Source organism: Pandoraea morbifera (assembly GCF_902459575.1).
GTDB lineage: Bacteria > Pseudomonadota > Gammaproteobacteria > Burkholderiales > Burkholderiaceae > Pandoraea > Pandoraea morbifera.
The window spans coordinates 1-13,878 of the sequence record NZ_CABPSD010000015.1 but is presented as its reverse complement, the minus strand read 5'-3'; the positions used below and the strand labels follow the sequence as shown (position 1 = coordinate 13,878).

Annotated in this window: 11 protein-coding genes; 4 read left to right on the top strand and 7 right to left on the bottom strand. The window is 64.1% G+C overall.

From position 1 onward, the window contains the following. Window positions 1-35: 35 nt before the first annotated feature. Together PMO31116_RS19925 and PMO31116_RS19920 are read right to left on the bottom strand one after the other, a co-directional pair. Window positions 36-1,220, bottom strand: coding sequence for an enoyl-CoA hydratase/isomerase family protein (locus tag PMO31116_RS19925; protein WP_150568212.1), 1,185 nt, complete (start codon window positions 1,218-1,220; stop codon window positions 36-38). Window positions 1,221-1,325: 105 nt separating this feature from the next. Next, a complete protein-coding gene (locus PMO31116_RS19920; protein WP_150568211.1) occupies window positions 1,326-2,459 on the bottom strand; it encodes an acyl-CoA dehydrogenase in 1,134 nt (377 codons plus the stop codon). Between the two features lie 444 nt (window positions 2,460-2,903). On the opposite strand from PMO31116_RS19920, the gene PMO31116_RS19915 reads away from it, so the two are divergent. From PMO31116_RS19915 to PMO31116_RS19905, 3 genes are all read left to right on the top strand, one after another. Continuing rightward, the gene (locus tag PMO31116_RS19915; RefSeq protein ID WP_246185396.1) at window positions 2,904-4,565 is read left to right on the top strand and encodes an AMP-binding protein; all 1,662 of its coding nucleotides are present in this window, start codon (window positions 2,904-2,906) and stop codon (window positions 4,563-4,565) included. Window positions 4,566-4,632: 67 nt separating this feature from the next. Further along, complete coding sequence (locus PMO31116_RS19910; protein ID WP_150568210.1) at window positions 4,633-5,400, top strand: SDR family NAD(P)-dependent oxidoreductase; 768 nt, start codon at window positions 4,633-4,635, stop codon at window positions 5,398-5,400. Between the two features lie 137 nt (window positions 5,401-5,537). Beyond that, window positions 5,538-6,548, top strand: a complete 1,011-nt coding sequence (locus PMO31116_RS19905) for an AraC family transcriptional regulator (protein WP_150568209.1) — start codon at window positions 5,538-5,540, stop codon at window positions 6,546-6,548. Between the two features lie 97 nt (window positions 6,549-6,645). Here the strand turns inward: PMO31116_RS19905 and PMO31116_RS19900 are convergent, their stop codons facing one another. From PMO31116_RS19900 to PMO31116_RS19890, 3 genes are all read right to left on the bottom strand, one after another. Continuing rightward, window positions 6,646-8,001, bottom strand: a complete 1,356-nt coding sequence (locus tag PMO31116_RS19900) for an MFS transporter (RefSeq protein ID WP_150568208.1) — start codon at window positions 7,999-8,001, stop codon at window positions 6,646-6,648. An 89-nt stretch (window positions 8,002-8,090) separates the two neighbouring features. Beyond that, entirely contained in the window at window positions 8,091-9,173 is a 1,083-nt protein-coding gene (locus PMO31116_RS19895) for a porin (protein WP_150568207.1), read from the bottom strand. Window positions 9,174-9,963: 790 nt separating this feature from the next. Beyond that, entirely contained in the window at window positions 9,964-10,779 is an 816-nt protein-coding gene (locus tag PMO31116_RS19890) for an IclR family transcriptional regulator (RefSeq protein ID WP_150568206.1), read from the bottom strand. 726 nt (window positions 10,780-11,505) lie between these two features. Here PMO31116_RS19890 and PMO31116_RS19885 point away from each other — a divergent pair. After that, on the top strand, window positions 11,506-11,901 hold the full coding sequence (locus PMO31116_RS19885; protein ID WP_150568205.1) for a transposase: 396 nt from the start codon (window positions 11,506-11,508) through the stop codon (window positions 11,899-11,901). A 267-nt stretch (window positions 11,902-12,168) separates the two neighbouring features. On the opposite strand, the gene PMO31116_RS19880 is transcribed toward PMO31116_RS19885, so the two are convergent. Both PMO31116_RS19880 and PMO31116_RS19875 read right to left on the bottom strand, forming a co-directional pair. Then, entirely contained in the window at window positions 12,169-13,290 is a 1,122-nt protein-coding gene (locus PMO31116_RS19880; RefSeq protein ID WP_150568204.1) for an NAD(P)/FAD-dependent oxidoreductase, read from the bottom strand. A 180-nt stretch (window positions 13,291-13,470) separates the two neighbouring features. Continuing rightward, window positions 13,471-13,878: electron transfer flavoprotein subunit alpha/FixB family protein (locus tag PMO31116_RS19875; RefSeq protein WP_217424764.1), on the bottom strand; the 408-nt coding region annotated here is incomplete at its 5' end.

Sequence of the window (13,878 nt, the reverse complement as noted above, 5' to 3'; positions counted from 1 at the left end):
GCAAAACCGGCATTGTCGCACGCGTTTGCCAGAGTTCAATCGTGTCCTAACGCTTTGAGTGGATGTGCCTCGTCCGTCCAGGGTGAGACAAAGAAAGCCTCGACGGCGGACGCCGGGACATCGGCCAACGTGGCGTAACGCCAGCGCGGCTGCTTGTCCTTGTCGATCAGCAGTGCGCGTACGCCCTCGACGAAGTCTCCGGTAGCGAACGCATGATGGCCGAGCCCCAGCTCCATGCGAAACGCATCGGCCAGATCGAGACGGCGTCCCTTGTGCAACTGCCGATCGGTCACGCACAGGCTCAGCGGTGAGCGTTGCATGAGCATGGCCAGTGTCTCGGCGGCCCATGGCGTCTGCGCATCTTCGGCGAGCGACGCCACGATGCCGTGCACATCGAGTGCGCTGAAATGTCGGTCTAGCGTGGCGCGCACTTGCGCGAGCGGCGCGGCGTCCGCCCATGTCCGGCCCAGCGGCAGGATCGCCGCGCGCAGTTGCGCGAGCGGATCGTCGGCGTCCGACGGATCGCCCGTCAAATTGCCCGTCAAATGACTCACCCTATCGCCAGCCCGATGGACCGCGGGCCTCGCGGACCAATCGAACCGGCGGATCAACTCGCGCAGCCGCTCCGGTGCATCGCCCTGCAGCCAGACATCCGCCAGCCCGCAGTACAGAGCGTCGGCGGCGGTGACGGTCGCCCCTGACAGTCCTAAATAGCGTGCGATCGTGGGCGCGAGATGTCCAAGGAACCAGCTCGCCCCCACATCGGGGAACAACCCGATCCCCGTCTCTGGCATTGCCAGGCGCGTGCGGTCTGTCACGATGCGCAGCGCGGCCCCCTGCGCAACCCCCATGCCGCCGCCCATCACAATGCCGTCGAGCAGCGCGATATACGGTTTCGGATATCGGTGGATCAGATAGTCCAGGCGATACTCGTCGACGAAGAACGCCTGATGAGCGTCGCGGTGCTGGATGCGGCTGTCGTATAGCGCCCGGACGTCCCCGCCGGCACAGAACGCCTTCTCCCCGGCACCTTCGATCAGTACCGCACGCACCGACGGATCGAGAGCCCACGCATTGAGCTGCGTCCACATGCTGCGCACCATGCCATGGGTGATCGCATTCAAGGCGCGCGGCCGGTTCAGCGTAATGACACCGAACCCGTTGATCACGTCGAACAACACCTCGTCTTGCGCCTCGACGGCGCCGTCACGCAAATTCACTCGCCCTCCTTCCGGGTCATGCCCCGCGGCATGCGCTGCTCGCACCAACGGGGGTTGTCTCGCGAATTCGTTCGTCTCGCGCCGCTGCCGGCAACGTTGCGAGGCTCAGCCCAGCGCGCGGGCAATCACCTGGCGTTGAATTTCACTGGTGCCTTCGTAAATCTGGGTGATACGGGCGTCGCGGTAGTGACGCTCCACCGGATAGTCCTCGAGATACCCGTATCCGCCGTGGATCTGGATCGCATGCGAGCACACCCACTCGGCCAGCTCGGAAGCGTAGAGTTTGGCCTGCGACGCCTCCGACAGGCACGGCATGCCCTGCGTTCGCAGCGCCGCCGCGTGAAGAATCAGGAATCGCGCCGCATTGATGCGCGTGGTCATGTCGGCCAGCATGTTGGCGATGCTCTGGTGTTCGCGGATCGGTTTGCCGAACTGCTGACGCTCGTTCGCATATTGCAGCGCCGCCTCGAATGCCGCGCGCGCAATACCGAGCGCCTGTGCCGCAATGCCGATGCGCCCCCCTTCGAGATTCGACAATGCGATCTTCAGTCCCTGCCCCGGCTCGCCCAGCATCGCGTCGCCGCCGACTTCGCAATCGACGAGGGTGATCGGACAGGTGTCGGAGGCCCGGATGCCGAGTTTGTGTTCGGGACGCCCCACCTCGAAGCCCGGGGTGTCGGTCGGCACGATGAACGCCGAGATGCCGCGCTTGCCCGCCGCCGGGTCCGTCACCGCGAACACGATCGCCACGCCGGCCCGCTTGCCGTTCGTCACGAACTGCTTGCTGCCGTTGAGCACCCATTTGTCGCCGCGGCGCTCGGCGCGCGTACGCAAGTTGTTCGCCTCGGATCCGGCCTGGGGCTCCGTAAGGCAGAACGCACCGATCTTCCGGCCGGCGGCAAGATCAGGCAGCCAGCGCCGGCGCTGCGCATCCGTGCCGAATTTCAGGATCGGCGCGCACCCCACGGAATTGTGGACGGACATCATCGTCGCGGTCGATGCGCAGCCGACCGCGATTTCCTCCATGGCCAGCGCGTAGGCGGTGTAATCGGTGTAAGAACCGCCGTACTGCTCCGGAACCATCATGCCAAGCAGGCCGAGCTCGCCCATCTGCGCGACCATGGCGTCGGGCAGTGCACAGTCCCGGTCCCATTGCGCGGCGTTCGGCGCCAGCTGCTCGCTGGAAAACGTGCGCGCCATGTCGCGAATCATGCGTTGATCTTCGGTATAGAAATCCATGTTCCGTCTCCTGCACCATGACGTTGTCCGAATGGAGCGCCGGCGCCTTTGCAATGTCGATGGATCCAGTTTAGGGATCGCGCCGTATTGGCACCATAGCCAAAAACGGCAAATTGCATGAGCGGAATTGCCATCGGAATCGGCCGATTTCCCCCTCGGTAAAACCCTTACCGCGTCTGACACAATGATCGGGGCAAGTCGCTGTAACGCCCGTCGCCCGGTCCCCACGCGGGTTTCGGAGTGGATAAATCCCTCACCAACTCTGACCCGTTTGGACATTGCCTGTGCCGGACGCCACGCATTACGATGAATTTCGACTTTGCCCCACCCAGCCCCGATAGCGTCGCGCCCCTACTCAGACGGCGCAAGGGGCGGTCGGCGGCAGGGATTCGCCCGATGCGCGAATCCCCCGACGACCGGCTTCCGACTACAGGAGACAAACCCATGATTTCGGATTACGCCGACACGTACCGGACGTTCGACCTCGATGCCACGGTGCGCGCGGTGCTGCACGGCAATCTCGAGGCGATGAACGCCTGCGTCGAGTGCTGCGACCGCCACGCGCTGCCCGGGCGCATCGCCCTTTTCTGGGAGGGCAAGGACGGGACGAGCCAGACGTGGACGTTCCGGCAACTGCAGACACTCTCCGCACGCTTCGCCAACTTCCTGCGCGAACAGGGCGTGCAGCCGGGCGATCGCGTGAGCGGCCTGCTCCCGCGCACTCCCGAGCTGCTCGTGACGATTCTCGGCACCTGGCGCGCGGGGGCGGTGTATCAGCCGTTGTTCACGGCATTCGGCCCCAAGGCCATCGAACACCGGCTGAGCAGCGCGCAAAGCAAGCTCGTCGTCACTGACGGCGCCAACCGCGCCAAGCTCGAAGCAGTGGCCAACTGCCCGTCGGTGGCGACGGTCGGCGGCCCCCGCGGCGAGGGCGTGCGACGCGGCGACTTCAGCTTCTGGCACGAGGTCGAGCAGCACGGCGCCGACTTCGAACCCGTCATGCGCCGCGGCGACGACCCTTTCCTGATGATGTTCACCTCGGGCACCACGGGCGCGGCCAAACCGGTCATGGTGCCGCTTCGCGCCATCATCGCATTCGCCGGCTACATGCGCGACGCCGTCGATCTGCGACCGACCGACACGTTCTGGAACATCGCCGATCCGGGGTGGGCCTACGGGCTCTACTACGCCGTGACGGGGCCACTGGCGCTGGGCATCCCCACCACCTTCTACGACGGGCCGTTCACGGTCGAGAGCACCTACCGGATCATTCAGAAGCTGGGCGTCACCAACCTTGCAGGCTCGCCGACCGCCTATCGTCTGCTGATCGCCGGCGGCGACAAGGCGGCCGCCCCACTCAAGGGACAGTTGCGCGCGGTGTCGAGCGCCGGCGAGCCGCTCAACCCCGAGGTCATTCGCTGGTTCGCGCAGCATCTTGGCGTCACGATTCACGACCACTATGGCCAGACCGAACTCGGCATGGTGGTGTGCAACCATCATGCGCTGTCGCATCCCGTGCAGGCGGGCGCCGCCGGCTTCGCCTCGCCCGGCCATCGCGTGGTCGTGCTCGACGACGAGGGCCGCGAATGCGCGGTCGGCCAGCCCGGCGTGCTCGCGCTCGACAGAAAGCAGTCGCCGCTGATGTGGTTTGGCGGCTACTGGGAGCGGGAAACGCCGGCATTCGTTGGCGACTACTACCTCTCTGGCGACACCGTCGAGCGTAACGAAGACGGCAGCATCAGCTTCGTCGGGCGCAACGACGACGTGATCACATCGGCGGGCTATCGCATCGGCCCGTTCGATGTCGAGAGCGCCCTGATCGAGCACCCTGCGGTGGTCGAGACTGCCGTGGTCGGCAAACCGGACCCCGAGCGCACCGAGCTGGTCAAGGCCTTCGTGGTGCTGCACCCGCAATTCGCGCCAACGGACACCCTCGCGCGCGAGCTGCAGGAGCATGTCCGACACCGCCTGTCCACGCACGCCTATCCGCGTGAAGTCGAATTCGTCGCCGAGTTGCCCAAAACGCCGAGCGGCAAACTCCAGCGATTCATCCTGCGCAATCAGGAAATCGCCAAGGCCGCACAGGCGTCGGGCGGCACTCACTGAGTCTCAACCCGACACATCGCGGGCTTCGCGCCTCGCCGTGCCATATCACTTACAGGACTCGCAACTCATGCAAATCAAGGATCGTGTTTTTCTCGTCACCGGTGCCTCGTCGGGTTTGGGTGCGGCCACCGCCCGCATGTTTGTCGAGGCCGGCGCCAGCGTGGTGCTCGGCGACATCAACGCCGAGGCGGGCGCGAAACAGGCCGACGCGTTGGGCACTGCCGCCCGCTTCGTTGCGACCGACATCACCCGGGAGGAGGACGTGCAGCGTCTCGTCGACACGGCGAAGTCGGCCTTCGGGCAACTGAACGGGGTGGTCAACTGCGCGGGCCTCGTCACCGGCGAACGCATTCTGGGCAAGCAGGGTCCGCACCGGCTCGACAGCTTCGCGCGGATCATCAACGTCAATCTGATCGGCACATTCAACGTACTGCGAATCGCGGCCGCCGCCATGGCAGAAGGCGAGGCGGACGCCGAAGGCGAGCGCGGGGTGGTCGTCAACACGGCGTCGGTAGCAGCGTTCGACGGGCAGATCGGTCAGGCGGCGTATGCGGCGTCCAAAGGCGGCGTGGCCGCCCTCACGCTTCCCGCGGCACGCGAACTCGCGCGCGTGGGCGTGCGCGTGGTGACGATCGCACCGGGCATTTTCGAGACGCCCATGATGGCCGGCATGACGCCGGAAGTGCAGGCCGCGCTGGGCGCCTCGGTGCCCTTCCCTCCCCGGTTGGGCCGTCCGTCGGAGTACGCGGCGCTGGTGCGCCATATCGTCGAGAACACCATGCTCAACGGAGAAGTGATCCGCCTTGACGGCGCACTGCGCATGGCGCCGAAATAATTTCGCCTGAACAACCTGCGCCGCAAGCGAAATCGGACGGCGCCGATCCGTGTTTCGGATGGCGCCGGATTCGTCGACGAGGCTCGCACTGCTAGAATCCTTGCGTCCTCCCGCTACGACGTTCCGTTTCGCGACGCATGGAAAAAGGCAGCATCTCGATACATTTCGTTATCAACGCATTGGCGCACGTCGAACGGCTCGGCGGCGATCCGGCGGCACTGTTGCGTGCCGCCGACATCGCGCCGTCGTTGCTCACCCATCCCCAGGGCCGCGTGTCGGCCGACCGCTATGCACACTTGTGGCGACTGATCAGCCTCGCACTCGACGACGAATTCTTCGGGCAGGATTCGCGCCGCATGAAAGTCGGCAGTTTTGCGATGCTGTGTTACAGCGTTGTCGCGTGCCATACGCTGGAGCAGGCGTTGCAGCGTGCTTGCCGTTTCATGGGCCTGCTGCTCGACGATCTCGAAATGCGACTCGTGCAGGACGGCGATCTGGCGCGGCTCGAAGTGCATGAGCGCGCGGATGCGCGGGCGCCGAGGATCTTCGGTCATGAAACCCTGCTGATTCTGTTCTACGCGTTGACCTGCTGGCTGATCGCCCGCCGTGTGCCGTTGAGCACCGCCTACTTTGCCTATCCGGAGACCGTGTACAGCGACGAATACCGGACGATGTACTCGCCGCGGCTGGTCTTCAACGCGTCGCACACGGCCATCGAATTCGACGCGACGTGCCTCGCGTTGCCGGTGGTACAGAACGAAATCTCGGTGAAGGACTTTCTGCGCGCCGCGCCGGGCAATATCATCCTCAAGTACAAGAATACGAAGGGAATGGTGGCTCGGGTGCGGCGACGGCTGAAGGCGATGCCGACAGACAGTTGGCCGGCATTCGAAGCGTTGGCAGGCGAATTCCACACCACCGCCTCGACGTTGCGGCGTCGACTGGAAGAGGAAGGCCAGTCGTATCAGTCGATCAAGGATCAATTGCGTCGCGATCTCGCGATCCACGCGCTGTGCCACACGTCCAAGCCGATGATGGAGATCGCGCTGTCGTTGGGTTTTGCCGATCCGAGCGCTTTTTTTCGCGCGTTTCGAAAGTGGACGGGGGCTCGGCCCGGCGATTACCGACGCCAGGCCGTGGAGGCCTGACGCGGGGCGCGACCGCCCCCCACTCCGACCTGACCTGACCGACGCCGGTCATCCCGCCCCCACCGCGCCGGGCTGCAGCCGCTTGGCGAACCCGACTTCAGACGGTACTTGCCTTGGCTTGCGCCGGGTTGTCCTGTGCGTCGTCATCGAGTTCGATGCGTTTGACTTCGCCGAGCAGAAGCAGATAGCAAAGCACGCCCGCAATCGCGAACAGGCTGATGAGGCCCAGTGCCCAACCGAACGATCCGGTGGCCTTGACGATGAACCCAATGGCGATCGGCGTAACGATGCCCGAGAGATTGCCCGCGAAGTTCACGGCCCCGCCAGTGATTCCGACCATGCCCTTAGGAGCGATGTCGGCAACGAGCGACCACGATGCCGAAGCCACGCCTTGCGCGAAGAACGCGAACGACATGATCGCGATGACGAGCCAGTTGGCGTCCGTGAGCACGGTGAGCGACATCGTTGGCACCAGCAACAGTCCGGTCACGATCGGCGTCTTGCGCGCCGTCCCCACGGCCACCCCGCGACGCAGCAACCAGTCCGAGAGCAGACCGCCGCAGACCACGCCGATCGACGCCGCGACGAACGGCACCGACGTCACGCCCCCAGCCTTGAGCACCGTCATGTGACGTTCCGTGATCAGATAGGTCGGAAACCAGGTCAGGAAGAAGTACAGCGATGACAACGACGCGAACTTGCCCACGCAGATCGCAATGATCTGGCGGTTGCGGAACAGCACCAGCAGCTTGCGCCAAGGGAACTTCTGCGGCGCCGCGCGCGCCTCGGAGCGCGATTCGACGAGCGCGCCGCCACTGCGGATGTGCGCGAGTTCGGCAGCATTCACCCAGGAGCACTTGTCGGGATCACGATAGCCCACGAACCAGACACCGGCCCAGACGATACCCATCAATCCGGTGGCGTAGAAGATCTCACGCCAGCCCCACGTATGCGCGATCCAGAACAGCAGCGGGGTGAGCGCCGCCATGCCGATGTACTGGCCGACAAGATAAATGCTCGTCGCCACGCCGCGCTCGCGCTGCGCAAACCAGATCGACACCACGCGGTTGTTCACCGGGAACGTCGGCGCTTCGGCAACGCCCACGCCGAGGCGCATGCCGAAGAGCGTGGCGAAACGCGACGTGAACCCCTGCAGGAACGTCAACACCGACCAGCTCAGGATGGCAATTCCGTAGATGGCGCGCGTACCGAACCGGTCGATGACCCAGCCGCCGGGAATGTTGGCAATGACATACGTCCACGCATACGCCGAGAAAATGAAGCCGAGCTCCACGGGGCCCAGACCGAACTCCTGTTTGAGCATCGGTGCAGCCACGGAAAGATTGGCCCGGTCGACGTAGTTGATGACCGTGCCGACAAAAACCAGAAAGAGCATCCAGTAGCGCACACGCGACGGACGTTGCGAGGATGATGGGGTCGGAGAAACTGACATGATGAGTCTCGTTGAATCAGGCAATGCGCGCGGGGTCGAACCCCGCCGCGGGAAAACCTGCGGTCGCCCACGCCGGACGACGTGGCGACTTAGAAGCTGTGATACATGCCCAGACGCAGCAATACCTGATCGTGATTGCTCGATGCGCCGATCGGATACGACGCGGCGTGGTTGTTGCCCGCTGCGGCGATATACGTCACTTGCGCCTGCAACTGGGTGCGCTTCGAGAACGAGTACAGATCGCCCGCTTCCATCTGGTTGTAGTGCGTGTGGTTGAACGACGAATACGAATAGCCCAGTGTGAGCGCATTCGCTTCCGTCACACGGTACTCGGTGCCTACATCGTAATTGAACATGTTGCCCGAGCCGCCCGGGGCGCGAACCTCGCTGCGCGTGTAGAGCGCGTGTACATTCCAACGCGAAGAGATACGGTACGAGGCACCGATGCCCGTATTGTTCACGGCGTCGGACTTGAAGACATTCGTCGCCGACAGCCCTGACTGGCCGAAGATCGACGAGATGCCCAGACGCGACGAGAAATCGAAGGTCCGCTTATTGATGCTCACGTAGGTCGCCGCCACGGACAGCGGTCCATTGTCATACTTCAGGTACGCACCCATCGTGCGACCCAGCGCGTTGCCGCCGGCAAAGCCGTACATCAGCCCACCGGTCAAACCGTGGAAGCTCGCGCTGTTCCACTTCACCGCATTATCGATCTGCGACGAATTGGCCAGATTGTCCAGGTTTCCTGGATGGTAAGCGTACAGATTGTGTTGCCAGAAGCCGTTCGAATAGCGAATCGAGACATCCTGCATGAAATCGGTTTGATGGCCGATCGACACCGTCCCGAACCGGTCGCTCGACAGACCGACCCATGCCTGACGATTCCATAGCACACCGCTGTTGATCAGCGCGCCAGTGCTCGTGTTGAAGCCTTGCTCCAGTTGGAACACCGCTGCCAGTCCACCGCCGAGATCTTCCCGCCCCTTCAGACCGAAACGATCCGGTTGTCCGATACCGGCATCCGTCTTGAACAAGCGACCGCCGCCCTGATTGCTCACGTACGTGAGGCCATCGTCGACCGTTCCGTAAATCTGCAACGAATTGCCCGCGGCGTGTGCCGTGCCAAAGCATGCCAAAACGCAGGCCATGCCAATACTGTGTCTCTTCACCTTCGACTCCTGTTGAGCTTCCTGACGCGTCGGGGCCGGCTGCGCCCCCGTTGGGCCGAAACTGCCGACGTCCTCGACGTTTCGTCTAACGCGTCATTTTGTCTTACCTATGAAACAATGGTTAATAGGTGAGACAATTATGTCGAAGAGGATTTCGCGAGACAAGCAGAAAATTAGTGGAAGGTCGTTGATGTTGCGCAAATGCTGATGACAAAACTTGCGCCCGCTCGTGAAAACGAACTGCGTTGAAATTGAGTTGCGCCGGCGGTGGGGCAGGTCAGGTGCTCGCTTGAAATCCCCCACGAGATGGGGCGATCGCGTCGCAGGCCATGCCTGAATGCGTACCAGAAAAGCAGCGAGCGCGACAGGACGAAGACGCCGATACATCGTCGGGATACGCCCAGGACGCCGGATGACGAATGCATCGGGGTCCGACGGGCCGAGGCCAGGGACATCTTATGGGCACCGGTGGGAGTCATCGATCCACTCAGGCATCGGCACGTGAAGCGCTTGGGAGGGAGGTCGACACCCATTTTGCCGGGGCAGCAGACCCAAAGGGCATGAGCGCGGAGTCAACGGTTCGGGAATGGGCGTGCCCGGGGGTGGAACCGCAGCGAAGCAAGAGGGTGCGATAGGACGCGATAGGCACCGCCGTATAGCACGCCTCCACGAAGCGCAAAGCACAGAGCACGGGAGGCCGCCGCGCAAGGCCAAGCGCCCCCGCCTACCGGCGTGCGATGCCGCGGTGGATTGGCGCGAGACGACGCGCCAGCCGATCGGGCAGCCGACGCTACTTCGCGCTCGAGCGCAAGGCCTCTGCTCCGTGGCCCCGGTAATTGAGCTTGTGAGAAAGTTCGTCGGCCGCCGAGACGACCTTCTCGACGATCCCGCTCTCCAACAGATCCGCTTCCACACGGGCCTGGGGAATCGTCACGCTGATCACCGCGCTGATCTGGCCGCGGTGATTGCGCACGGGGGCGGCGATCGTCGAAATATTCTGCTCGAAGAACGCCTGGCTCATGCTGTAGCCGCGAGCGACATCTTCCTGCACTACGCGGTAAAGCGCTTCGACCGTCGTCGGGGTATGTGCTGTGTAGGCCTCGAGCTTGCGCTCCGGGTAGAGTTGCTTGAGGGACGCCAGCGAATAATCCCCGAGCAGAATGTGCCCAACGGCCGTCGCGTGCGCGGGCAGACGCGTGCCCACGCGCACCGTGCCGAACACCAGCTCGCGGCTGGCCGCCTTCGCCACGAACACCGCATCGCGCTGGTCCAGAATCAGGATGTGGCTCGAGAAGCCCGTCGCGTCGCGCAGCTTCTCGATAACCGGCGTGCCGAGATCCGTCAGCTCCAGCGAATTCAGATACTCGAAACCCAGCCGGAGCACAGCCACCCCCAGCCGGTAATGACGGTCGTCGCCCGCCTTCTCGATGAAACCCTCCGCTTCGAGCGTCTGCAACAGCCGGAAAACCGTCGAGCGGGGAATGTCCAGACGCCGCGCGAGATCCGCGCCGGCGAGCACCGGCTCACGCGCCGAAAACGTCATCAGAATGCGCAGGCCTCGCTCGAGGCCCGGTACGGAATATTTATTATCGCTGTCGTTGCTCATGCCGTTTGCGCACAGTGGCGCCGACCGGCGTGCGGGCGAGTCCGCGCGACCGATAGACGATATCCATGGGAGGCGCACATTATAGGCTACGGTCTCGTCGCCCGACCATGACGGTGACGCAAGCGGTCGCCGGGCCACTTTCTCACCCGGCGATAACCGGTTGCGCCCTTCGTGTGCCGGGTTGCGCCCGTTCGCGCGACACGGTGCCCAAGATGGGCGCAGACGGGCACCCATCTTGGGCGAGTCGCCCTCTGCGAGGGGCATGCACCGCAATGGGGGTAATTCCGAAGCGCGTCGACTTCCGCTTTTTGTCATCATTGCGGCTGCAAGCTTGACAAGCTGGCGCAAGTGGAGCGAGACATCATGGCCGGAGCCGAGAAAAACAAACGATCCGGACTGGCCAAACCGCCGTATCCCTTTTCTCCTGACGCTTTTGCGATTGCCTATCCCAATAGCCGCCCAGGAGCTGCGCCCACCTGCCAAGTGGGCGTTTTTTTGCTGGCCAAACGCTCCCTTCGCAGTGTGGTTCGACCCGCCCTCGGCGTTCTTCACGAGAGAACCCGATGCCCTGGCATGCTTGTTGCTTGTATTTCCAGCATCGGGGAACGACGCCGCCTTGGCCGAGGTTTCACAGAGAAGCACGCACCGGATAGCACGGGTGCCGCGCAATCGTGAAGCCCGGACTCGCCCCCTGCGGCGCCTCCGTTTGTTTTGGGTCGAGGTGTTATGTTTACTGAACTGAGCGACGTTGAATGGCACGCCCTGCGTGATCTGATTTGCGACCGACCGGTCCGTACGGAACGACGCGGGCGCCCTCAAGTCGAGCAGCGCACGCTGACCAATGCTGTCTTGTGGGTGCTGTTCACTGGCGAGAGCTGGTCCAAACTGCCCATGCAGTATCCTTCCGTTCCGACTTGCCGCCGCAAGCTGAACGAATGGCGCGAGTCGGGCATGCTCGATACGATTCTGAAACGCCTGCAACAGTCGGGCCGCGACATCAGCGCCTGCGCAGGTCAGGTCAGCAAGCCGGCGCGCAGCACGCCGTGTGGCGACACCGATCGCCTGCGTGGTGTGTTCTGGACGAACCCGGCGTCCTGGAAGCCCCCGGTCGCCGTGCGCTGAACGAGGCGCGCATGGCGCCAGTGCCGCTTCGGCACCCGCCATCATAAGGTTCTCCCACCTCAGGCATGCCGCGCCACGCTCGCGGCACCGTGGTTCGAGACCGACGGGGTTGGTCAGGGCGTCGACATGTACTGGACGCGACCGGCAGCGGTGCCTGTCGCCTCCTGCGCCAGCGCGGCTTCGACGCCGCGCCGTCCCTACGCCGAATTTGTGCGGAATCCGTGCGCTGACCGGCGTAAAGTCGCCGTGGCTGGCGTTATTACAGCGTCAGAGCAAGGCGCGCACCGCCTTGGCGATCGCCAGCGATGCCGTCAATCCCGGGGATTCGATGCCGAACAGATTGACGAGCCCGGCAACGCCGTGCACTTCGGGCCCATCGATACGGAAGTCCGCAGCCGGCTCTCCCGACCCGCTGATCTTCGGCCGAATGCCCGCGTAGCCTGGCTGCAGCGTGTTGTCTGCCAGCCCAGGCCAATAGCGGCGCACTGCCGCGTAAAATCCATCGCCTTCCGACGGATCGACCGTGTAGTCGATCTCGCTCACCCATTCCACGTTGGGACCGAAACGCGCTTGTCCGGCGAGGTCCAGCGTGAGATGCACGCCCAGTCCTCCGGGCTCCGGAACCGGGTAGATCAGGTGCGTGAACGGTGCACGCTGTGCGCACGAGAAATAGCTGCCCTTGGCGAAGTAGCGCTGCGGGATATGCTCGGGCGCCAGTCCGTCGAACGTGCGCGCAATGTCGACCGCGAACAGCCCGGCACTGTTGACCACCGTGTCGGCGAGCAGCGTCGAGCGCGTGCCGCCGGTCTCGACGTCCAGCTCGATGCCATGAGTACCTTGGACGCCGTGGATGCCTCCCACGCGCGCGCCGACCACACGCGCGTCGAACGCGAGCATCGCGCCGGCGTTCTCCGCATCGCCCTGCAAGGCAAGCATGAGACCGTGACTGTCCACGATGCCCGTGGACGGCGACAATAACGCCCCGAACGTGCGCAATGCCGGCTCGCGGCACGACACCTCGTCGGCAGTAAGCCACTGAAGGTCGTCGACGCCGCAGGCTCGCGCGTTCGCCGCAATCGCTTCGAGTTCGCCCACCTGGCGATCGGTGGTCGCGACGATCAACTTGCCGCAGCGACGATGCTCCACGCCGTGCGAAGCGCAAAATTCGTAGAGCCGATGCTTCCCCTCGACGCACAGCGTTGCCTTGCGCGAGCCGGGCGGATAGTAGATGCCACCATGTATCACTTCGCTGTTGCGCGAACTCGTGCCGGTACCGATCGCTCGCTCGGCCTCGAGAATGACCACCTCACGACCCGCCATCGCCATTTCCCGCGCGACGGCCAATCCCACCACGCCCGCGCCGATCACGACGCAATCGACCTTGTCCATTGCTCTTCCCTGATTCCCTTTCGATACCCCGGCAATGCCCCGGCGCTTCCGATTCGCATGAAGACGCTCCGACGTGACCGCCACGCCTCCTCATGCGGATCGGTTGCGGGGCCGGCTCCGGCTCGGATGCTCATGCCAAGGCCAGCCCCGCAACGTCACGACTTCACTGCCCTCGCCGGCTTACAGGGCGCCCGTGAGCTCCGGCACCACCGTGAACAGGTCTCCCACCAGGCCGTAGTCCGCCACCGAGAAAATCGGCGCCTCCGGATCCTTGTTGATCGCCACGATCACCTTCGAATCCTTCATCCCCGCCAAATGCTGGATCGCACCCGAGATACCCACCGCGACGTAGAGTTGCGGCGCCACGATCTTGCCCGTCTGGCCCACCTGGTAGTCGTTCGGCACGTAACCCGCGTCCACCGCCGCGCGCGACGCGCCCAGCGCCGCACCCAGCTTGTCCGCCAGCGGCTCCAGCACTTTCGTGTAGTTCTCGCCACTGCCCAGCCCACGGCCGCCCGAGACGATGATCTTCGCGCTCGTGAGCTCCGGACGGTCCAGCTTCGTCACTTCCCGCCCCACGAACTGCGA